Source organism: Shimia sp. R9_2, from assembly GCF_017743735.1.
Taxonomy (GTDB): Bacteria; Pseudomonadota; Alphaproteobacteria; order Rhodobacterales; family Rhodobacteraceae; genus Shimia.
The window spans coordinates 368,689-389,288 of record NZ_JAGHRO010000004.1; the positions used below are offsets into that span (position 1 = coordinate 368,689).

At 60.2% G+C, this 20,600-nt stretch carries 21 protein-coding genes; 9 read left to right on the forward strand and 12 right to left on the reverse strand.

What is annotated here, in order from left to right; translation table 11 throughout:
• Positions 1–268 precede the first annotated feature (268 nt).
• The 4 genes from J7400_RS12680 to J7400_RS12695 all read left to right on the forward strand — a co-directional run bounded on the left by J7400_RS12680 (position 269) and on the right by J7400_RS12695 (position 3,662).
• Positions 269–841 carry an invasion associated locus B family protein gene (locus J7400_RS12680; RefSeq protein ID WP_209063743.1) on the forward strand — a complete coding sequence of 191 codons (573 nt, stop codon included), beginning with the start codon at positions 269–271 and terminating at the stop codon, positions 839–841.
• Positions 842–1,153: 312 nt separating this feature from the next.
• Positions 1,154–2,050, forward strand: a complete 897-nt coding sequence (locus tag J7400_RS12685) for an S-methyl-5'-thioadenosine phosphorylase (RefSeq protein WP_209063745.1) — start codon at positions 1,154–1,156, stop codon at positions 2,048–2,050.
• Positions 2,051–2,113: 63 nt separating this feature from the next.
• Complete coding sequence (locus tag J7400_RS12690; RefSeq protein WP_209063748.1) at positions 2,114–2,953, forward strand: hypothetical protein; 840 nt, start codon at positions 2,114–2,116, stop codon at positions 2,951–2,953.
• Positions 2,954–3,032: 79 nt separating this feature from the next.
• A complete protein-coding gene (locus tag J7400_RS12695; RefSeq protein ID WP_209063750.1) occupies positions 3,033–3,662 on the forward strand; it encodes a LysE family translocator in 630 nt (209 codons plus the stop codon).
• A 36-nt stretch (positions 3,663–3,698) separates the two neighbouring features.
• On the opposite strand, the gene J7400_RS12700 is transcribed toward J7400_RS12695, so the two are convergent.
• Entirely contained in the window at positions 3,699–3,923 is a 225-nt protein-coding gene (locus J7400_RS12700; RefSeq protein WP_209063943.1) for a hypothetical protein, read from the reverse strand.
• Between the two features lie 110 nt (positions 3,924–4,033).
• Here J7400_RS12700 and J7400_RS21340 point away from each other — a divergent pair, with 110 nt between their 5' ends.
• Together J7400_RS21340 and J7400_RS12705 are read left to right on the forward strand one after the other, a co-directional pair.
• Positions 4,034–4,162 carry a hypothetical protein gene (locus J7400_RS21340; RefSeq protein WP_280637739.1) on the forward strand — a complete coding sequence of 43 codons (129 nt, stop codon included), beginning with the start codon at positions 4,034–4,036 and terminating at the stop codon, positions 4,160–4,162.
• Positions 4,163–4,234: 72 nt separating this feature from the next.
• On the forward strand, positions 4,235–4,774 hold the full coding sequence (locus tag J7400_RS12705) for an adenine phosphoribosyltransferase (RefSeq protein ID WP_209063752.1): 540 nt from the start codon (positions 4,235–4,237) through the stop codon (positions 4,772–4,774).
• 116 nt (positions 4,775–4,890) lie between these two features.
• On the opposite strand, the gene J7400_RS12710 is transcribed toward J7400_RS12705, so the two are convergent.
• The 11 genes from J7400_RS12710 to coxB form a co-directional block, all read right to left on the reverse strand.
• Complete coding sequence (locus tag J7400_RS12710) at positions 4,891–6,294, reverse strand: FAD-binding oxidoreductase (protein WP_209063755.1); 1,404 nt, start codon at positions 6,292–6,294, stop codon at positions 4,891–4,893.
• 73 nt (positions 6,295–6,367) lie between these two features.
• Complete coding sequence (locus J7400_RS12715; protein WP_209063757.1) at positions 6,368–7,189, reverse strand: MBL fold metallo-hydrolase; 822 nt, start codon at positions 7,187–7,189, stop codon at positions 6,368–6,370.
• Positions 7,190–7,368: 179 nt separating this feature from the next.
• Positions 7,369–7,959, reverse strand: a complete 591-nt coding sequence (locus J7400_RS12720) for a GNAT family protein (protein ID WP_209063759.1) — start codon at positions 7,957–7,959, stop codon at positions 7,369–7,371.
• Positions 7,959–9,221, reverse strand: a complete 1,263-nt coding sequence (locus J7400_RS12725) for a pitrilysin family protein (RefSeq protein WP_209063761.1) — start codon at positions 9,219–9,221, stop codon at positions 7,959–7,961. Before J7400_RS12725 ends, J7400_RS12720 begins: the two co-directional genes overlap by 1 nt.
• Positions 9,218–10,606, reverse strand: coding sequence for a threonine synthase (gene thrC, locus J7400_RS12730; RefSeq protein WP_209063763.1), 1,389 nt, complete (start codon positions 10,604–10,606; stop codon positions 9,218–9,220). Before thrC ends, J7400_RS12725 begins: the two co-directional genes overlap by 4 nt.
• Entirely contained in the window at positions 10,603–11,289 is a 687-nt protein-coding gene (locus J7400_RS12735; RefSeq protein WP_209063765.1) for an SURF1 family protein, read from the reverse strand. The genes thrC and J7400_RS12735 overlap by 4 nt, the downstream gene beginning before the upstream one ends.
• 110 nt (positions 11,290–11,399) lie before the next feature.
• Positions 11,400–12,200 (reverse strand): cytochrome c oxidase subunit 3, encoded by an 801-nt coding sequence (locus J7400_RS12740; protein WP_209063767.1) that lies wholly within the window; start codon positions 12,198–12,200, stop codon positions 11,400–11,402.
• Positions 12,201–12,248: 48 nt separating this feature from the next.
• A complete protein-coding gene (locus J7400_RS12745; protein ID WP_209063769.1) occupies positions 12,249–12,848 on the reverse strand; it encodes a cytochrome c oxidase assembly protein in 600 nt (199 codons plus the stop codon).
• The gene (locus J7400_RS12750) at positions 12,848–13,015 is read right to left on the reverse strand and encodes a hypothetical protein (RefSeq protein WP_209063771.1); all 168 of its coding nucleotides are present in this window, start codon (positions 13,013–13,015) and stop codon (positions 12,848–12,850) included. Before J7400_RS12750 ends, J7400_RS12745 begins: the two co-directional genes overlap by 1 nt.
• A 2-nt stretch (positions 13,016–13,017) precedes the next feature.
• Positions 13,018–13,956 (reverse strand): heme o synthase, encoded by a 939-nt coding sequence (cyoE, locus tag J7400_RS12755; RefSeq protein ID WP_209063773.1) that lies wholly within the window; start codon positions 13,954–13,956, stop codon positions 13,018–13,020.
• 95 nt (positions 13,957–14,051) lie between these two features.
• Positions 14,052–14,900, reverse strand: a complete 849-nt coding sequence (gene coxB / locus J7400_RS12760; RefSeq protein ID WP_209063775.1) for a cytochrome c oxidase subunit II — start codon at positions 14,898–14,900, stop codon at positions 14,052–14,054.
• Between the two features lie 179 nt (positions 14,901–15,079).
• Here coxB and tldD point away from each other — a divergent pair, with 179 nt between their 5' ends.
• From tldD to topA, 3 genes are all read left to right on the forward strand, one after another.
• Positions 15,080–16,501, forward strand: a complete 1,422-nt coding sequence (gene tldD / locus J7400_RS12765) for a metalloprotease TldD (protein ID WP_209063777.1) — start codon at positions 15,080–15,082, stop codon at positions 16,499–16,501.
• 133 nt (positions 16,502–16,634) lie between these two features.
• Positions 16,635–17,795, forward strand: a complete 1,161-nt coding sequence (gene dprA / locus J7400_RS12770) for a DNA-processing protein DprA (RefSeq protein ID WP_209063779.1) — start codon at positions 16,635–16,637, stop codon at positions 17,793–17,795.
• Between the two features lie 179 nt (positions 17,796–17,974).
• Positions 17,975–20,578: a type I DNA topoisomerase gene (gene topA, locus J7400_RS12775; RefSeq protein ID WP_209063781.1), complete on the forward strand. Its 2,604-nt coding sequence runs from the start codon at positions 17,975–17,977 to the stop codon at positions 20,576–20,578.
• The last annotated feature ends 22 nt before the right edge of the window (positions 20,579–20,600 follow it).

The following is a 20,600-nucleotide window of genomic DNA, read 5'->3' on the forward strand; positions in this document are numbered from 1 at the left end:
ACAATAGCGGGCACCTGTGGCGCAGGCTCGGGTGGGCATTTCCACAACGCTTAAGGGCACATAGGCTTGGCTCTGCTGCCAAAACCGGCATCCTCTCGGGCGCACAGCGCGGCCCTGATCACAAACTCCTGTTGTCACGTGATTGGACAATGCACGCCTTTGGGGAGAAGCTGTCGCCAGTTTCGCCCACTCACACTGCCACCACTCACGCCCCCACCACTCACGCCCCCACCACTCACGCCCTACCCGTCTTGCCAAAGGACCAACCATGCGCTGGCTCATCGCACTGCTTCTCGCCGCTTCCCCCCTGGCCACTTCCCCCCTGGCCGCTCAGGATCAGGACGGCAACGACCGCCCCTCCAACTGGCGCGTCACCCATCATGAGATCCACGACATCTGGAACACCATCTGTGACGAGCGCGACGAAAGCGGCACGCTCGCCCAGCGCTGCTATATCCGCCGCGTCGATGTCTTCTCCCCACACCCCAAATTTGCCGCGCAGTTCTTTTTCCTCACCCCCGGGGCTGAGAGCGGCTATGACATCGAATTTGGCATGGAACTCGGCACTTTGACCGCCCCCGGCAACTTCCGGATTGAGCGCGATCAAACCTCCGTCTGGCACACCAACCGCGTGGGCTGCCTCACCGGTGCTGGCTGCCGCTTTGATGGCGCAGCGGCCGATACGCTGGTCAAAGAAATGCGCACCGGCGGTGATCTGCGCTTCACCTTCCGCGACCGCCACGGCACCTCGCAGGATCTGACATGGCCACTCACCGGTTTTGAAGCCGCTTATACGGACTATGTCGCCCAGCTTTCTGAGCGCGGGTTGCAAACGCCTTAAAGCATCCTCCTTAAAATCAGACATGCACGTTAAAATCTGACACGCACGGTCTCCACCAACGCGCAGACGGCGAAGCCGTCCAGCCCCCGACCCTCCCCATGGGAGGGGGCTTCAGCCCCACCCAGGGTCGCGGGCTGGCCTATGTGATCCGATACTGTCGTTGCAGATTTGTTGGACGGTGATCTAAACAGCGCCATGTGATGGCGCGCGCACCAAAGCCTCTGACAGAGCGGTAACACCCGCGCCTTTTCCTTGCAATTCCGCGGCCCGCCGCCCAAGACTGCCTCCAACATCTGGAACTGGGAGACAGCCATGACTGAGGCCACCAAAGAGACCATGATCGCCGTGATCGGCGGCTCCGGAATTTATGACATCGATGGGCTGGAAGACGCCAAATGGCAGGCGGTAGACAGCGCCTTCGGCACCCCGTCTGACGAAATCCTCACCGGTCGTTTGGATGGCGTCAAAATGGCATTCCTGCCGCGTCACGGCCGCGGCCATGTCCACACGCCCTCCTCGGTACCTTACCGCGCCAACATCGACGCGCTCAAACGCCTTGGCGCCACCGATGTGATCTCTGTCTCCGCCACAGGCTCTTTCCGCGAAGAGATGGCACCGGGCGATTTTGTTGTTGTGGATCAATTCATTGACCGCACTTTTGCACGTGAAAAATCCTTCTTTGGCCCCGGTCTTGTGGCCCACGTCAGCGTTGCACACCCAACCTGCCCACGCCTCTCTGAAGCCTGTTTCACAGCGGCCAAAGACGCGGGCATCAATGTGCACAAAGGCGGCACCTATCTCGCCATGGAAGGCCCGCAGTTCTCCACACTCGCGGAAAGCAAAATGTACCGCGAAAGCTGGGGCGCCGATGTGATCGGAATGACCAACATGCCTGAAGCCAAACTCGCCCGCGAAGCAGAGCTTTGCTATGCCTCTGTCGCCATGGTCACCGATTATGACAGCTGGCATCCCGAGCACGGCGAGGTGGATGTTTCCGAGATCATCAAGATTCTGATGGGCAACGCCGACAAAGGCCGCAACATGGTGCGCCGCCTCCCCGCCCTTCTGGGTGCCGATCGTGCGCCTTGCGAACACGGCTGTGACCGCGCGCTGGAATTTGCGATTTTGACAGCCCCGGACAAACGCGACCCGGCCATGGTCGAGAAACTCAACGCAGTGGCCGGGCGGGTCCTCAGCCCCGTCGCTTAAAACACAGGGCGCTTTGTGCTATGATCCTCCCAATTTCAGACAAGTTATTTTGGGAGAACGCTTATGAAACAAGGCGCCATTCGCATATTGCAAGACGAATTGGATCGGGCTGGAAAGTACACCGGCCCTATCAACGGTACTCTCAACGCAGCGCTCGACAAATCCGTCGGCGGCCTTATTGAAGCGCGCAAAAGCGACTTGAGCAAATCGCCCGACGGCTGGAGCGCGGCCCGCAAACGGGTCGCCGCCTTTCAACTGATTTGCAAAGACGCAGAGTTTGATCCAGGCCCGGCTGATGGACTCTGGGGCACCATGACAGAGTCGGCCTATTCTGACTTTCGATTTTTCAAAGAGACCGGCGAACGCCCTCTCAGTTTCCGCGACATTGAACCGCTCAATGCCAACCCAAACGGTTGGCCAACAGACCGCTCGGGACAAGCTGAACTCTTTGACTTTTTTGACTTCAACCCCAACAACGGCGGGCAACCGGCAACCACCTCCGTGCGAGCGCCTTGGACGCTGAAACTCGCTTGGGACCGCTCGGTCAAAACCACCAAGATTGGTTGCCACCCCAAAGTGGCCCAAAGCCTGGAAAAAGTGCTCACGAACATCGCAGAGCATTACGACGAGTCTGCGCGCGAACTTCTCGGTCTGGACATCTATGGCGGTTGCTTGAACGTGCGCAAAAAACGCGGCGGCTCCACATGGTCGACCCATTCCTTCGCTTGCGCGATCGATTTTGATCCGGGCCGCAACAAGCTGAAATGGGGCTGGGATCGCGCCCGCCTCGCCCGCGCAGACTGCCTCGATTTCTGGCGCTTCTGGGAAGAAGAAGGCTGGCTATCTCTCGGGCGCGAGAAGAACTTTGACTGGATGCATGTCCAAGCCATCAAACTGCCCTAACCCCAATCTGCGCTGGACGCCGCGGATGTGATGTTGTTTCTTGCCCGAACACAACATCACCCTCAAATCAGGTTGCCCCATGCCCTTTGATCTCTGGCTGACCTTTGTCGCGGCCTCCACCGCGCTCTTGCTGATCCCCGGCCCCACCATCCTTCTGGTGCTGAGCTACGCGCTCACTCAAGGGCGGCAGGTGGCGGTGGCCACGGCAGCCGGTGTCGCTTTGGGCGATCTGATCGCCATGTCGGCCTCTCTCTTGGGACTTGGCGCCATTGTACTGGCCTCCGCAACCGCCTTCACGGTGCTGAAATGGGTCGGGGCCGTCTACCTGCTGTGGCTCGGCTTCAAGATGCTGCGCAGTGCGGGCACAACCGATCTTGGCGACCTCGCCAAAAGCAGCGAGCTTCCGGCGCGCGGCGTGTTTGGCCATGCCGCCGCCGTCACTGCCCTCAACCCCAAGAGCATCGGCTTCTTCATCGCCTTTGTGCCGCAGTTCATCACGCCGACCGCGCCCATGCTGCCGCAATTCGCCATTCTGATCGTAACTTTTGTCACCCTCGCCGCGCTCAACGCGCTGGCCTATGCGCTTCTGGCAGACAAAATGCGCAGCCGCATTTCGCGCCCCGCCGTGTTACGCACTCTCACCCGCCTGGGTGGGGCAACCCTCATGGGTATGGGCCTGCTCACGGCCACCTTGAAGCGCGCAAGCTAAAGCACCCGGCAATAACCCCAGACGAAGCGCCCCGCCTTAGGCGCTGTTTTTCTTGAGAAACTTGCGGATAAACCCGCGGATCTCCCGCGCGGCGCTGGTGTCGAGCTCTTTGCACAGCTCCACGAAGGCGTCGCGCTCTTCTTTATCAAGCCGCAAAATCAGCTGACTGTCCTTCTTGGCTTTGGACTTTTCCTTGGCCTTCGCTTTTGTCTTCTTGCTCGAAGACGCAGCACCTGCCTCTGATGCACCTTGATCTGCCACCTTAACCCCCTGGTAAGGAATACCTTGATATCCTGAGAAGCGTATATACGTTAAATATACATAGTCCAGAAAATTCTAAAAAGCAGAAGCAGTTAACGAAAGGACATGCGATGAATCTCTACACCGCCAAAACTCTGTTGGTGAATGATCGCTTGGATTGGCACAAACCGCACGCCCGCTGGCTCACCAACGCCATGTACCGCCTGCGCCGCTACAAAGGCTCGGCAAAACGTCAGTAACCTCCTCTTGCGAAATCTTGCGGTATTGGGCAGATGTGAGCCGTCACATAAGCACCATTTTTGAGGGACCTCATGCCCAAAGCCGCCAATGTCAAAGACTACATCCGCACCATCGTGGACTTCCCCCATGAGGGCATCATGTTCCGCGATGTCACCACGCTGTTTGCCGACCCGCGCGGCTTTCGCATGGCGATTGACCAGATGCTGCACCCCTATGCGGGCACGCGCATCGACAAGGTGGTCGGGCTTGAAGCCCGCGGCTTCATCCTCGGTGGCGCGATTGCCCACCAGCTGAGCGTCGGCTTTGTGCCGATCCGCAAAAAAGGCAAGCTGCCCGGCACCACCATCTCTCAGGATTACAAACTGGAATACGGCGAAGCGATCGTGGAAATCCACGATGACGCCATCCAGCCAGGTGAAAAGGTTCTGGTGGTGGACGATCTGCTGGCCACCGGCGGCACCGCTGAGGCAGGCATCAAGCTGATCGAGCGTCTGGGCGGCGAAATCATCAGCTGCTCTTTCATCATCGACCTGCCCGAACTCGGCGGCCGCGAAAAGCTCGAAGCCATGGGCATGGATGTCTCCGTGCTTTGCGAGTTTGAAGGCCTCTGAGCCCACCCAAAACGGATAGGCGGCGCGCCCTTACGTAAAGTGAGGGGCGCTGCCCCTGACACATCTGCGATGTGTCTACCCCGGGATATTTGGGGCAAGAGGAAACCTGGCGCGCCCTAAAGCACCGCGCCGGGGTTCATGATCCCGGCCGGATCCAGCGCCGCCTTGATGGCACGCATCGCCGCCAGTCGCGCGGGATCACCGTATTTCTGCAAGGCCGCGACTTTCATCCGCCCTACCCCGTGCTCCGCGCTGAACGAGCCGCCATAGCTGTGCACGAGGTCATAGACCGCCTCACTCACGCTGTGGCGAATGTTGTCATAGTCATGCCGGTTGCCACCTTTGGGTGGAAAGACATTGTAGTGCAAATTGCCGTCACCCAGATGGCCAAAACAGTTGATCCGGAATGGGCCAAAACTCTCAACCTTGGCATTCGCCTCCACAATGAAATCCGGCAAGGCGCTCAGCGGCAGCGAAATGTCATGGCTCGCCACTGAGCCGATCTTCTTGTTGGCAATCGGGATATGCTCCCGCAGGCTCCAGAATTCTGCGCGCTGCGTTTCGCTTTGCGCGATCAGCCCATCGCGCACCAGCCCCGCTTCCAGTGCTGCCACAAACAACGCCTCCAGCGCCGCATCCGCGCCGTTTTGCAGGCCCAGCTCGATCAGCACAGACCACGCGGGCGGCGTCTCAAACGGCAGGCGCACATCCGGCAAGGTCTCCGCCACAAAATGCATCCCCTGAGCGCTCAGCAACTCAAAGGCGCTCACGCCTTCGCCAACCTGATCACGCGCCAAAGCGAGCAGTCGCAGCGCCGCTTCCGGATCTCTGACCTGCAAGATCGCCGTGCCAACCGAACGTGGTCGCGGAAAAAGCTTCAGCGCCGCGCCGGTGATCACCCCCAAGGTGCCTTCTGCCCCCACCAGCAGATTGCGCAGGTCATAGCCCGTGTTGTCCTTGCGCAGCCGCGTCAGCCCGTTCCAGATCTCGCCATTGGGCAGCACCGCCTCCAGCCCAAGGCAGAGGTCGCGTGTATTGCCATAGCGCAGCACGTTGAGCCCACCGGCGTTGGTCGAGAGATTGCCACCAATCCGGGCGGAGCCTTCAGAGCCCAGCGAGAGCGGAAACAGCCGGTCCGCAGCCTCTGCAGCCTGTTGGATCTCGGCCAGAATGGCACCGCCATCCGCGACCAGCACATTCTCCAACGGATGCACGGCGCGGATGCGTTTCATCCGTTCAAGCGACAGCACCACCGGTGCCGGTCCCTCGGTTTTGATCTGCCCGCCCACAAGCCCCGTGCCGCCGCCATATGGCACCAGCGGCACCTGCACCGCCGCACAGGCTTTCACAATGACGGAGACTTCCTCAGTGCTGCGCGGCAGGGCCAACACACCGCCACCGCCAAAGAACCGCCCCCGCGGCTCTTCCAGATACCGTTCATCAGGCGCACGCAGGGTGTCTGCAGGCAGCGTGGTGGCGAGACGGTCAGCAAAGGCGGGGGTGGCGGCTTGTAATGTCATGCCAAAGACTTACGGGAGCCTGCCTCCCTCGTCCAGAGCACAGCCTGCAAAGAGCGCGCCACCCCGCTTGCCGTCACTCCGGGTCCTGCAGAAAGCGGGGCATCAGCACCTTGATGGTCGGCTGTTTCGGTAAATCTCTCAGGCTCACGGTCAGCGAAGACCCGGCATTGCGCTCAATAAGGTATTCATCTGACATGCCGGTCAAAAACGCTTCCAGCGTCCAGCTCTCAAACCAATGCATCGGGATCACCACCTGCGCTTTCAGATTGCGCAGCACCCGCATCATGGTCACCACATCAAGGCTCATGCCGCCATCCACCGCCGCCATCACCACATCCATCCGCCCAAGGGCCGCGTATTGCGCCGGATTTGGCTCGTGATGCAAATGGCCCAGATGACCAATGCACAGCCCCGCCACCTCAAAGACAAAGATCGAATTGCCCTTTTCCTCAATCCCGCCATAGCTGCGAATGTCGGTTGAGACATTGCGCACCAGCATGGAGCCCAGATCAAGGTGGTGCTCAATGCCCAGCCCATAGTCTCCCCAGCCCGGCAAAACATGCGGGATCGCGGGATCGGGATTGGCGGTCCAATGGGTGCTGTGCGCGTGGTTCATGGTGACCACATCGGGCACAAAATCCGTGGCGCCCAGAAATCCGGTGTAGTCGGTCACTACGTCAATGCCGTCATGGCTCTGGATCAGGAAAGAGGCGTGGGAGATATAGCTGATGCGCACCGCATGTTCGGCCACTGGATCGCGAAAGGAAGCTTTGTGCAGATAGGTGATCCCCGGTGCTTCTGCCAAAGCGATGCAATGGCTTGACCGTCGATCCTGCGCCTCTGCGGCTCCGACCCAAAGCGCCAATGCCGCGCCCAATCCGATGAGAATTCGCATTCTGCCTGCCTCCCTGTGGCTCGCCATTGAACCGGAGCATAGCAGAAATCGCGCGACCTCGCGCGCCTGCATTTCAGGTTGTCTGAGACACCTTCATTCTGCCTCTAGGTACTTAGCATTTTCGTGTGGATACACATCGCAGATGTGGCGGGAGCAAAGCCCCAAACGCGCCCAAGCCCTCAGACCTGCCCCGCCAGAGTGCGCCCACGGCGGTCATGGCGCAGCGCGGCGTAAAGCACATGGGTCCGCCAGCGCCCGTTGATCTGCAGATAGCTTTGCGCCACACCTTCGTATTTGAAACCGGATTTCTCCAGCACCCCACGGCTGGCGACGTTTTCAGGCAGACAGGCGGCTTCGATGCGGCTCAGATCAAGCCGCGTGAACGCGTGATGCACCACCGCCTCAATCGCCTCGCTCATATAGCCGTTGCGGGCAAAGGCCTGCCCCACCCAATAGCCCAGCGTGCCCGCCTGTGCAGGCCCGCGCCGGATATTGTCGAGCGTGATCGCCCCCACCAGCGTTTCATCCGCCCGGCGAAAGATAAACAGCGGCACCGCCGTATCGCCGGAGATCGACCGCTGCGCCCAGTAGACCCGATTGGTAAAGCTCTTCCGGCTCAGATGGGTGCTGGCCCAGACCGGCTCCCATGGAGTGAGGAAGTCCTCACTCTCGCTGCGCAGCGCGGCCCATTCGCGAAAATCCGCATGAATCGGCGGACGCAGGGTCAGCCGATCGGTCTCGATCCGCACCTTGCGCCGCGTCATCAACATCAGGCAGCACGCCTTTCTTCCAGCGCCTCAAGCGCCGGTGCATCGGACACAGGACCATAAAGCGCCATGGCGCTGCGGGCCTTGGTGGCCATCTGCTCGGCAAAGGCGCGCACATCCGCGTCGCTCACCGCATCAATCCGCGCTACGGTTTCTGTCAGCCCCGGGATCTTGCCCCAGATTGCCAGCATCCGCGCCAGACGTTCCGCGCGGCTTGAGGGGCTCTCAAGCCCCATCAGCAGCCCTGCTTTCATCTGTGTACGTGCGCGCGCGATCTCTTTGGCGGACATGTCCTCCGCCGCGCGCTTCAGCTCATCAATGGTGATCTCGGCCAGCTCCGCAATCTGGCTGCCAGAGGTGCCCGCATAGATCGTGGTCATGCCAGTGTCCGCATAAGCGCCAGTCTGGGCAAAGATCGAATAACACAGGCCGCGTTTCTCGCGCACCTCTTGGAACAGACGGCTCGACATGCCGCCACCAAGCGCCGTGGAATAGATCTGCGCCGTGTAGATATCCGGGCTGCAATAATCCGGGCTTTCAAATCCAATCGCAAAATGCGCCTGCTCCAGCGCCTTTTCGGTGCGGTATTCGCCACCGGCAAACTGCGCCGGAACCACCTCAATCGCCGGTCCACGCTCCAGATGGCCAAACATCTCTTCTGCGAGGCGCACGATTTCTTCGTGGTCTACCCCGCCCGCTGCCGCAAGGATCATGCGTTCGGGCCGGTAGTGCTCTGCCACAAACCCTGCGAGGTCTTCGCGGCCAAAACGGCGCACGTGGTCGCCTTCGCCCAGAATGGTGCGGCCAATCGGCTGATCCGGATATGCGCGCTCCTGTAGCCAGTCAAAGACCACATCATCCGGCGTATCAAGCGCCTGACCGATCTCCTGCAGGATCACACCGCGCTCCACCTCGATCTCATTGGGATCAAAGATCGGGTTCAGCACAATGTCGCCCACCACATCCATGGCCAGCGCCACATCGTCTTTCAGAACGCGGGCGTAATAGGCCGTGACCTCACGGCTGGTGTAGGCGTTGATATAGCCGCCCACATCCTCGATCGTCTCCGCGATCTCCAGCGCATTGCGCCGCTTGGTGCCTTTAAACGCCATATGCTCCAGAAAATGGGCAATGCCGTTTTGCGGCGCGCGCTCATGGCGCCCGCCTGCGCTCACCCAGATGCCAATCGAGGCGCTTTCCAGCCCCGGCATGTGTTCTGTTGCGATGCGAAACCCGTTGGAAAGGGTGTGAAGTTGAACTGTCAACGTTGTGCAATCCGTTCCTGTACCAGCGCTTCCAGCGCCTTGAGATCATTTGGAACGCGGGTCACGCGCTCCTCTTTGTCCATCATATCCGCCATATGTGGCGGAAGTGCGGGCCGTGCCCCCATCGCCACTTCCACCGCATCCGGGAATTTTGCCGGATGGGCCGTGGCCAGCGTGACCATGGGGGTTTCGCCCAGATAGGCATTCGCAACCTTCACGCCAACCGCAGAATGCGGACAGAGCACCTCACCACAGGCGCCAAAGGCCCCGGTGATGGTCGCGTTGGTCTCCTCTTCAGAGGCACGGCCACTGTCAAAGTTCTCGCGCAGCGCTTCCATCGCGCCCTGGCTGATCGCGAAGGAGCCGTCTTTCAGCTCTTCCATCAGCTGCGCCACGGCACCGCCATCACGGCCATAGGCATCAAACAGCGCGCGCTCAAAGTTGGAGCTCACCTGAATATCCATAGAGGGGCTGATCGACGGGGTCACACCCTCTTTGGTATAGGCCCCGCTTTCCATGGTGCGGTGCAGAATGTCGTTCTGGTTGGTCGCAATCACCAGCCGGTCAATCGGCAGGCCCATCTTCTTGGCGATATAGCCTGCAAAGATGTCCCCAAAGTTGCCGGTCGGCACGGTGAAGCTCACCTTGCGGTGCGGCGCGCCAAGGCTCACAGCAGAAGTGAAGTAATATACCACCTGCGCCAGCACCCGCGCCCAGTTGATCGAGTTCACACCGGCCAGCTTCACACCGTCGCGGAACTCAAAATCGTTGAACATGTCTTTCAGGCGCGCCTGACAATCGTCAAAGTCACCATCGAGCGCCAGGGCGTGCACATTGCTGTCTTCAGGCGTGGTCATCTGCTTGCGCTGAATGTCAGACACACGGCCATGCGGGAACAGGATGAACACATCCACATTGTCCAGTCCCCGGAAGGCCTCAATCGCGGCAGAGCCGGTGTCGCCAGAGGTCGCGCCCACGATGGTCACACGCTCATTGCGGCGCGCCAGCGAGAATTGAAACAGCTGCCCAATCAGCTGCATGGCGAAGTCTTTGAACGCCAGTGTCGGGCCGTGAAACAGCTCCATCAGGAAGTGGTTGGGGGCCAGCTGCACCAGCGGCGCGCGCGCTTCATGGCGGAAGTTGGCATAGGCCCGCGCGATGATGCCTTTGAACTCTTCATCGGTGAAGGCATCACCCACAAAGGGGCGCATCACGGTGAAAGCCACCTCTTCGTAAGTCTTCCCGGCCATGGCCGCGATCTCTTCCGCGCTCAGCGTCGGGATGGTCTCAGGCACATAGAGCCCGCCATCACGCGCGAGACCGGTCAGCATCGCCTCCTCAAAGCTCAGCTCCGGGGCGTTTCCGCGGGTCGAAATGTATTTCACGTCTCTTCAGCCTTTTTGGTTTTGCGCATCCGGCGCAGGTAATACAGCGTCATCGCCACCCAGACAATCGCCAGTCCGAACCATGTGATGACATATTCAAGGTGATTGTTGGGAATGGCAGCGCCATCCACCGGCAGCGGCGTGACTTTGGGCGCATTTTCGCTGATCTCGCGCACCACAACCAGCACCGGTTCTGCATCCAGCGCTGCCGCCATCTCTGCCACATCTCGGGCAAACCAGATGTTTACCGCCTGATCATTTTCAGGGGTGAAGCTGTCCCGCTCATCCGGCCAGTGCAGGTTGCCGGTGATCTCTGCATCAAAGGACGGCCGCGCCATCTCTTTGTTTTCCGCCTTCACCCAGCCGCGATCCACCATGATCCGGCGACCATCGGCGGTCTCAAAGGCGCTGACAATCCGGTAAACCGCCCCCACTTCACGGGTGCTGGCAAGCAGGTGGATTTCATCCGCCGTGACCCTGCCCTGCACGGCAACCGGCAGATAGCGGTCCTGCTCGGGATCCACAGCCTCTGGCAAAGCCACCGGCGCGCTTGCAATCCGCGCCGCGATGTCGGCCAGAACCCCCTCTTTCCACGTCAGCCGTTGCAACTGCCAAGTGCCCAGCGACACCAGCACAACCGTGCCCAAGATGCCAAAGAACAGCGGCAGGATCAGACGGCGCAAAGAGGTGGTCCTTTCAAAGAAAAATCGCGGCAGGAACACCCACCGCGATTTGCTTTAATCTCATCCGCGCTACAGGATCAACCTTTTGTGGCGCGGTATACCGGAGCGGCTTACTGGCCCCAGATGTAGACGGCTGCGAAAAGGAACAGCCAGACCACATCCACAAAGTGCCAGTACCAGGCTGCGGCCTCGAAACCGACGTGCTTTTCCTTGGTGAAATGGCCCGCGTTCAGACGCAGCAGGCAGACCAGCAGGAAGATGGTGCCGATAACCACGTGGAAGCCGTGGAAACCGGTCGCCATGAAGAAGGTCGCGCCATAGATGTTGCCGGCAAAGCCGAAGGCCGCGTGGCTGTACTCATAAGCCTGAAACACGGTGAAGATCGCGCCCAGTGCCACTGCGATGATCAGGCCCCACTTCATGTCCTCACGGTTGTCTTCATGCGCCAGCGCGTGGTGCGCCCAGGTGGCGGCACAGCCGGAACACAGCAGGATCAGCGTGTTGATCAGCGGCAGGTGCCACGGGTCAAAAGTCTCGATGCCCGCAGGTGGCCACACGCCATCCACAGCAGGGCTTTCCGGCCCCATCGGGTACATCGCATGTTTGAAGAAGGTCCAGAACCAAGCGGCAAAGAACATCACTTCAGACATGATAAACAGGATAAAGCCGTAGCGCAGACCAATCTGCACAACCGGTGTGTGATCGCCAACTTTGCTTTCCGCAACCACATCGGCCCACCAGCCAAACATGACGTAAAGCACGGCCACCAGACCGATCAGGAACACCCAAGGGCCGCTGTCATGCATCCAGAGCACAGCCCCAAAAAGCATGAAGAAGCCGCCCACAGAGCCCAGGAATGGCCACCAGGAGGGGGCCAGAATGTGATAATCGTGATTTTTAGCGTGCGCCATAATAGTTATTCCCTCGTTGGCCGGCTTGCTTTCTTGTCGATTTGCCCGTCAGTTTCGTTCAGTTGCGCCCACATCTGTCAGATCGACAGAAGCCTCCCCCGCCAGCGCGGCGAGTTCCTCGGGCAATTCGGTTTCATAAAAAGTGTACCCCAAGGTGATCACCTTGATGTATTTCGCGTCGCGGTCGTCCACGATCTCAGGATCCACAAAGAAGCTCACTGGCATGGTCACCCGTTCCCCGGGCTGTAACACCTGCTCCTCAAAGCAGAAACAGTCGATCTTGGTGAAAAACCCACCGGCATCATAAGGCGCCACATTGTAGCTCGCGGTGCCCGCCACCGGACGGTCGGTCGGGTTGTAGGCTTCGTAAAACGCCAGTCCGGTCTCGCCGATACGCACTTCCATCTCGCGCTGCATGGGCTTGAAATCCCATGGCATATCCCGATCGAGCGAGGCGTCAAACCGCACTTTGATGGTCCTGTCCAGAATGACATCACTGCCCGCCTCAGCGGTGTTGGTCACCCCGCCAAATCCGGTCACCCGGCAGAACCAGTCATAAAACGGCACCGATGCCCACGCGAGAGCGCCCATCAACGTCACAACGCCAACGGTCTGCACCAGCGTCTTCGTTTTTGGGTCCATCGCCATCACTGCCCCCTCTGGATGCTGGCATTCTCCGGCTCATAATCGCCGCGTGTCACCTTCACGACCGTCAGGCCGAAGACGATCACAATGAAGCTCAGAAGCACCAGCGCCACCCCGAGGTTCCGCCCAAATCTGCGCTTGTGTAGTTCATGCTCCTCCCGAAAACTCATGCTCACCAGCCTCCCAAGCCGTATGGGGCCAAAGCAACCTCTGCGAGGATCGCCCCAAAATGCAAGAAGAGGTATAGAAGCGAGAGTTTGAAAAACCCTTTTTCCCGCGCATAGTCATCGGCTTCCGAGGCAGCCTCATCGCGACGCCAGATCGCAAAGGCACCGAGCACAAACAGCGCGTTCAGCACCAGCGCGGTGGTCAGATAGATCGGGCCGCCCACATCGGTGAAGCCCATGCCAATGGCCACAATGGCCAGCAGCAGGGTATAAACCAGAATATGGTTGCGCGTCACGCGGCGGCCATGGGTCACATGCAGCATCGGCACGCCCGCGTCTTTGTAGTCAGACTTCATGAACAGACACAGCGCCCAGAAGTGCGGAGGCGTCCACATGAAGGTCAGCGTGAACATCAGCACGCTTTCAATGGACACCCCGCCGGTCACTACGGCCCAGCCGATCATCGGAGGGAAAGCACCAGCTGCACCACCAATCACGATGTTCTGCGGGGTCCAGCGCTTCAGCCACATGGTGTAGATCACCACATAGAAAAAGATGGTGAAGGCCAACAGCCCGGCAGCCATCCAATTGGCCGCTAGCCCCAGCATCACAACGGAGAACCCGGAGAGCGCCACGCCAAAGGCCAGCGCCTCTCCCTCAGTCACCTTGCCCGCAGGGATCGGACGGCTCTGGGTGCGCTTCATCACACGGTCGATATCCGCGTCATACCACATGTTCAGCGCGCCAGACGCGCCGCCGCCCACGGCGATGAACAGGATTGCGCAGAAGGCCACAAAAGGATGCACTGATCCGGGCGCCGCCAGCAGGCCCACCGCAGCAGTGAACACAACCAACGACATCACGCGCGGCTTCAGCAGCGCAAAATAGTCGCCAAATTCTGCATCACCGGTGCCGGCTTGCGTGTTGATGCTTGCGTCGCTCATTCTTGTCTCCGTCTGAGGTGTGCGCCGAGCGCACCCCCTACAGATATGGCCTTGGTATTGGAAGGGTGCGCAGCGTGCCGCGCACCTGAGTAAGATCAGTCAGCAGAAGCAACTTGCACGCCTGGCAGCGTGGACATGTCGCCCGCATATTCCTCGATCGCGCCTTTCAGCCACTCATTGTATTCTTCTTCAGACACCACCTGAACCGTGATCGGCATATAGGCGTGGTCTTTGCCGCAAAGCTCGGAACACTGGCCAAAGAAGATGCCTTCACGCTCCGCTTCAAACCAGAGCTGCGCGATACGGCCAGGCACCGCGTCCTGCTTTACGCCGAAGGACGGGATGGTCCAGCTGTGGATCACGTCCGCGCCGGTCACATCCATCACCACGGTCTTGCCAACAGGCACAACCACTTTGGTGTCGGTTGCCAGCAGATACTCGTCTTCGTTGTAGCCGTAATCCGCCAGCGCCTCTTTGCCCAACAGGAAGCTGTCAAACTCGAACTCGTGGTCGGTGTACTCATAGCCCCAGTACCACTGGTAGCCGGTTACTTTGATGTGCACGTCCCCTTCCGGGATTTCCTGCTGGTTGAACAGAACCGGCAGGCTGTTCACACCAATGAACAGCAGGATCAGGATCGGACCGAGCGTCCAGGCAATTTCCAGCGGCGTGTTGTGGGTGAACGCAGATGGCGTCGGGTTGGAGCGGCGGTTGAAGCGCACCATGCAGTAGACGATCAGCGCGGTCACAAAAATCACGATCAGCGTGATGATCACCAGGATCAACCAATCAAGAGACTGGATTTGCCGTGCCAGCTCGGTCGCTGCGGGCTGGAACCCTGTGGCATTGGGGACTGGCTTGCCAATGGTCTCAGCACTTTGCGCGAGCGCGGAGGACGCTGAAATAGCTGCCGTTAGGCCCAGGAATGTCGATAGAAGTCGCATGTCTCACCCTGATCGGTTGCGTATTGTTTTTTCAATTGTGCGGAAGCGCTGTGCTCTCAAACACATCCCCGCTGTTGTTTTAGGCTTAGAAACCATATTCTAAGACTCAAATAAAGATCGAAGCTTGCGGCAAACGGACGCTTTTTTGATCTAGATCAAATTAAGAGGCATGATGGGCTATGGCCGAAAACCACTTCCAACCCTTTGAAAATAAAGTTGATGAGGGCACCGCCCTGCGACTTTTGCGCGCAGCCACCGATGGCGCCGAAGACGGAGAGCTGTTTTTGGAGCGTCGCAGCTCCGAAGCTTTGGTTTTTGATGATGGACGCCTGAAAACCGCCAGTTATGACGCCGCAGAGGGATTCGGCCTGCGGGCTGTGAACGGCGAAGTCTCCGGATATGCCCATGCCTCAGAGATCAGCGAATCCGCCATCAAGCGCGCGGTAGAGACCGCAAGGCTCGCCGTTGGCGCGGGCGGCGGCACATTGGCCGCAGGCCCCACGCCCACCAACCGCAGGCTTTATACGGATGCAGATCCCATTGGCGGCATCGACTTCCCGGTGAAAATCGAAACCCTGCGCGAGATCGACGCCTTTGCCCGCTATCTTGATCCGCGTGTGGTTCAGGTCTCTGCCACTCTGGCTGCCTCTCATCAGGAAGTGGTGATCCTGCGCCCTGACGGCACCCAGATCACAGATGTGCGCCCAATGACCCGTGTGAATGTCTCCGTGATCGTTGAGGAAAACGGCCGCCGCGAAAGCGGCTCTGCCGGTGGTGGCGGGCGGCTTGGCCTTGACGGTCTGCTCGATCCGGCGGACTGGCAGGCCAAAACCCGCGAAGCGCTGCGCATCGCTTGCGTGAACCTCTCTGCGGTCCCAGCCCCCGCTGGCCCGATGGAAGTGGTGCTTGGCCCCGGCTGGCCCGGCATTCTTCTGCACGAGGCTGTGGGCCACGGCCTTGAGGGCGACTTCAACCGCAAAGGCAGCTCCAAATTTGCCGGCATGATCGGCCAACAGGTCGCCTCCAAAGGCGTGACGGTGATTGATGACGGCACCATACCCGACCGCCGCGGCTCCATCACCGTGGATGACGAGGGCACGCCCTCTGGCAAAACCACGCTGATCGAAGACGGCATTCTCGTGGGCTACATGCAGGACCGCCAAAACGCACGCCTGATGGGAGTCGCCCCCACCGGCAACGGCCGCCGCGAAAGCTACGCCCATGCGCCCATGCCGCGCATGACCAACACCTATATGGAGGGCGGCACCTCTGATCCGGCCGATCTGGTGGCCTCGCTGAAAGATGGCATCTACGCCGTCGGCTTTGGCGGCGGTCAGGTGGACATCACCAACGGCAAATTTGTGTTCTCCTGCACCGAGGCCTACCGCGTGGAGAACGGCAAAGTCGGCGCGCCCGTCAAAGGCGCCACGCTGATCGGGGATGGCGCCACCGCCATGATGCAGATCAAAGGGCTCGGAAATGACATGGCACTGGACCCGGGCATGGGTAACTGCGGCAAGGCCGGTCAATGGGTTCCGGTCGGCGTCGGCCAACCCACTGTTCTCATGGACGGATTGACCGTCGGGGGCTCAGCTGCCTGAACGTCAACAAAACAAGGGCTTCCAATCAGAGCTAGAAAATAATTTTGAGAAAAATTCGATTTTCATGCGTTGGTTTACGCCCTGTTAACCACTGAAGACATAAACATTCTCTTGCAAGCAGGCGGAGTTGCGGATGACCGAAGATCGAATTTCTTCCACTCACCCCCAAATCCCACCCACCACGGAGGAAGCGCGATTGCTGCGGCTTCGCCTCTTGCGATCCCGACGCGTCGGGGCCACCACTTTCCACAGATTGATGACAGAATACGGCACAGCGGAGGCTGCGCTGGAGGCGCTGCCGGGCATTGCCAGATCCGCTGGTGTTGCGCGCTATAGCGCCGCCTCCCATCAAGATGCAGAGCGAGAGCTGAAAGACGGCCGTGCCACAGGAGCGCGGCCGATTTTTTTTGGCGAACCGGAGTATCCTGCGCTTCTGGCCGACATTCCCGATGCTCCGCCAATGCTGTGGGCGCAGGGGCAAGTGGACCTTTTGCACAAACCCACCATCGCCGTGATCGGAGCGCGCAACGCCTCTTCCTTGGGGTTGCGCATGGTGGCGCGTCTTTCCAAAGAGCTGGGTGAGGCTGGCTTCACCATTGTCTCAGGCCTTGCACGCGGCATTGACGCCGCCGCCCATGCCGCCGCGCTGGAAACCGGCACCATCGCCGTTTACGCAGGCGGTCTTTCCCGTCCCTACCCCGCGCAGAACCTGTCGCTTGCGGGCGCCATTGCCGCGCAGGGCCTGTGCCTGTCAGAACAGCCCCCCGCCATGGAGCCCCGCGCCCGCCACTTCCCGGCCCGCAACCGCATCATCTCCGGCCTGACCCGCGCCGTTGTGGTGGTGGAGGCCGCCTCCAAATCCGGCAGCCTTCTGACCGCGCGCATAGCGCTCGATCAGGGCCGCGACGTGCTGGCCGTGCCCGGCCATCCCTTTGATGCCCGCGCCGCCGGAGCCAATATCCTCATTCGCGACGGGGCCACGCTCGTGCGCGGTGCGGAGGATGTGCTTGAGGTGCTGACCACCCTGCCCCTGCGCGCACAGCCACAGGCCGCCCCCACCGACATACCCGCCGACATCCCCGCAGATCCCACGCCGCGCCGCGAACGTAATTTGCGTGAAACCGCCGCGCTGCATTCTGAAATCCTGGGCCGCCTCGGCCCCTCGCCGCTCAGCGAAGATCAGCTGGTGCGCGACCTTTCTCTGTCCCCGCAAAAGCTCACACCCGCGCTTCTGGATCTGGAGGTCAGCGGCAAAATCACCCGCCTCTCCGGTGGGTTGCTCTGCAAAAACTGAGCCCGCATGTGTTTTGTGCAGCCGCCCAAACCTTGCACGCAAATGCCCTGCACCCCACATCACACTCACGCCCTGTTCACCTCAAAGTAACAACAAAAACCACCATGGATTGACAATCCCCCCTTTCGCCCCACATTTTTCGCCGCCATAAGGCTCGCGCCGAGTCGAGAGGAAATTGAATGCCAGTAGTTGTCGTAGAATCCCCAGCCAAAGCCAAAACGATCAATAAGTATCTTGGCTCAGATTACACTGTTCTGGCGTCCTACGGCCACGTGCGCGACCTCCCGGCCAAAGACGGCTCGGTCGACACCGACAATGAATTTGACATGACATGGGAGGTCGGCACCGACAGCCGCAAACATGTCAAAGCCATCGCCGATGCGCTGAAAGAAGACAACGCGCTCATTCTCGCAACCGACCCCGATCGCGAAGGAGAGGCGATCAGCTGGCACCTTGAGGAAGCGCTGCGCAAACGCCGCGCCATCAAGAAAGACACGCCTGTGTCTCGCGTGGTGTTCAACGCGATCACCAAAACCGCCGTGACCGAGGCCATGCAAAACCCGCGTCAGGTGGATCAGCCGCTGGTGGATGCCTATCTCGCCCGCCGCGCGCTCGACTATCTTGTGGGCTTCAACCTCTCTCCCGTGCTCTGGCGCAAACTGCCCGGCGCGCGCTCTGCGGGCCGCGTGCAATCGGTTTGCCTGCGCCTCATCGTTGAGCGCGAGATGGAGATCGAGGCGTTTAACGCCCGTGAATACTGGTCCGTGAAAGCGCTGCTCGCCACCCCGCGTGGCAAAGAGTTTGAGGCCCGCCTCACCGTTCTGGGCGGCGAGAAGCTCGACAAATACGCGCTGGAAAACAGCACCGCCGCCGAACTGGCCGTGCAGGCGATCCAGTCCCGCGACCTCTCTGTGGCGCGCGTAGAGGCCAAGCCCGCCTCCCGCAACCCATCTGCGCCCTTCATGACCTCCACGCTCCAGCAGGAGGCCAGCCGCAAATTCTCCATGGGCGCACGTCAGTGCATGAGCGCCGCCCAGCGCCTCTATGAGGCCGGCTACATCACCTATATGCGGACCGACGGCATCGACATGGCGCCCGAAGCCGTGGCCGCAGCGCGTGACGCGATCCAGACGCTTTATGGCGATGACTACGTGCCCGCCGAGCCGCGCATCTACAAAAACAAAGCCAAAAACGCACAGGAAGCGCACGAATGTATCCGCCCAACGGATATGATGCGCAAACCCGATGACCTGAAAGTCACCGACGCCGATCAGCGCAAGCTTTATGACCTGATCTGGAAGCGCACGCTGGCCTGCCAAATGGCTGGCGCCCGCATGGAGCGCACCACGGTCGACATCGCCTCTGACGATCAACAGGTCGAGCTGCGCGCCACCGGTCAGGTGGTGCTGTTTGACGGCTTCATGCGCGTCTATGAAGAAGGCCGCGACGATCAGGTTGTCGATGACGACGACAAGCGCCTGCCCCAGATCATGCAGGGCGAAGAGGCCGACAAACGCACCGTGACCCCGGAGCAGCATTTCACCCAGCCACCGCCCCGCTACACCGAGGCGACACTGGTGAAAAAGATGGAAGAGCTCGGCATCGGCCGCCCCTCCACCTATGCCTCCGTGATCACCACCATTCAGGATCGCGAATACGTCCGCAAAGACAAAAACCGCCTCTTCCCAGAGGACAAAGGCCGCATCGTCACGATCTTCCTTTTGAACTTCTTCCGCACCTATGTCGGCTATGAGTTCACCGCGAACCTCGAAGAAGAGCTTGATGACGTCTCCGCAGGCAACCGCGACTACAAAAACGTGCTTGCGCGCTTCTGGAAAGATTTCTCCGCCGCCATCGGCGAAACAAGCGAGCTGCGCATTTCCGAGGTGCTCGACGTGCTGGATGACGCACTGGCTCCACAGCTCTATCCGCCGCGCGAAGACGGCTCCGATCCACGCGTCTGCCCGAAATGCGGCAACGGCCAGCTGCACCTCAAAAGCTCCCGCACCGGCGGCTTTGTCGGCTGCGGCAACTACCCCGAATGCACCTACACCCGCCCGATTGCAGGCGAAGGCGCTGATGGCGATGAACGTGTGCTTGGCGAAGACGCAGGGGATGAAATCTGGCTCAAGGCTGGCCGCTTTGGCCCCTATGTGCAACGTGGTGAGCCAACGCCTGAGAACAAGAAGCCGCCACGTGCCTCCCTGCCCCGCGGCTGGAACAAGGACGACATGGACCTCGCCAAGGCCCTGACGCTCCTGTCCCTGCCCCGTGAAATCGGCATGCACCCCGAAGGCGGCATGATCACCTCGAACTTTGGCCGTTTCGGCCCTTACGTTATGCACCAGCTGCCCGACGACGCAAAGCCGGTCTACGCCAACCTCAAAGACCCCAACGATGTCTTTGAAATCGGCATGAACCACGCGGTCGAGCTGCTGACTGAAAAGCGCAACAACCCGGGCCGTCGCGGCGGCGGCGCAGCCGCCAAACCGCTGCGCGAGCTGGGCGAACACCCCGATGACGGCGGCGCGGTCAACATCATGGACGGCCGCTACGGCGCCTATGTGAAATGGGAAAAAGTCAACGCCACCATCCCCAAAGAGGTGGAAGTGGCCGACGTGACCATGGAACAGGCGGTCCAGTGGATCGCGGAAAAAGCGGCCAAGAAAAAGCCCACGCGCAAGAAAGCAGCCACCAAGAAAGCCGCTGCGAAAAAGAAAGCGCCCGCCAAAAAGACAGCGGCCAAGAAAACCACAACAAAAAAAGCGGCTGACACAGAATAAGCTGCCCCCCAAAGAAAGGCCC

What these genes read in the sequence shown, in the direction of transcription:
- J7400_RS21340 (WP_280637739.1), top strand. Translation starts at nt 4,034, where the DNA reads ATGAATCTCTACACCGCCAAAACTCTGTTGGTGAATGATCGCTTGGAT.
- J7400_RS12695 (WP_209063750.1), top strand. Translation starts at nt 3,033, where the DNA reads ATGCCCTTTGATCTCTGGCTGACCTTTGTCGCGGCCTCCACCGCGCTC.
- J7400_RS12750 (WP_209063771.1), bottom strand. Translation starts at nt 13,015, where the DNA reads ATGAGTTTTCGGGAGGAGCATGAACTACACAAGCGCAGATTTGGGCGG.
- J7400_RS12705 (WP_209063752.1), top strand. Translation starts at nt 4,235, where the DNA reads ATGCCCAAAGCCGCCAATGTCAAAGACTACATCCGCACCATCGTGGAC.
- J7400_RS12720 (WP_209063759.1), bottom strand. Translation starts at nt 7,959, where the DNA reads ATGTTGATGACGCGGCGCAAGGTGCGGATCGAGACCGATCGGCTGACC.
- coxB (WP_209063775.1), bottom strand. Translation starts at nt 14,900, where the DNA reads ATGCGACTTCTATCGACATTCCTGGGCCTAACGGCAGCTATTTCAGCG.
- J7400_RS12680 (WP_209063743.1), top strand. Translation starts at nt 269, where the DNA reads ATGCGCTGGCTCATCGCACTGCTTCTCGCCGCTTCCCCCCTGGCCACT.
- J7400_RS12690 (WP_209063748.1), top strand. Translation starts at nt 2,114, where the DNA reads ATGAAACAAGGCGCCATTCGCATATTGCAAGACGAATTGGATCGGGCT.
- J7400_RS12685 (WP_209063745.1), top strand. Translation starts at nt 1,154, where the DNA reads ATGACTGAGGCCACCAAAGAGACCATGATCGCCGTGATCGGCGGCTCC.
- tldD (WP_209063777.1), top strand. Translation starts at nt 15,080, where the DNA reads ATGGCCGAAAACCACTTCCAACCCTTTGAAAATAAAGTTGATGAGGGC.
- dprA (WP_209063779.1), top strand. Translation starts at nt 16,635, where the DNA reads ATGACCGAAGATCGAATTTCTTCCACTCACCCCCAAATCCCACCCACC.
- cyoE (WP_209063773.1), bottom strand. Translation starts at nt 13,956, where the DNA reads ATGAGCGACGCAAGCATCAACACGCAAGCCGGCACCGGTGATGCAGAA.
- J7400_RS12710 (WP_209063755.1), bottom strand. Translation starts at nt 6,294, where the DNA reads ATGACATTACAAGCCGCCACCCCCGCCTTTGCTGACCGTCTCGCCACC.
- J7400_RS12745 (WP_209063769.1), bottom strand. Translation starts at nt 12,848, where the DNA reads ATGGCGATGGACCCAAAAACGAAGACGCTGGTGCAGACCGTTGGCGTT.
- J7400_RS12740 (WP_209063767.1), bottom strand. Translation starts at nt 12,200, where the DNA reads ATGGCGCACGCTAAAAATCACGATTATCACATTCTGGCCCCCTCCTGG.
- J7400_RS12715 (WP_209063757.1), bottom strand. Translation starts at nt 7,189, where the DNA reads ATGCGAATTCTCATCGGATTGGGCGCGGCATTGGCGCTTTGGGTCGGA.
- topA (WP_209063781.1), top strand. Translation starts at nt 17,975, where the DNA reads ATGCCAGTAGTTGTCGTAGAATCCCCAGCCAAAGCCAAAACGATCAAT.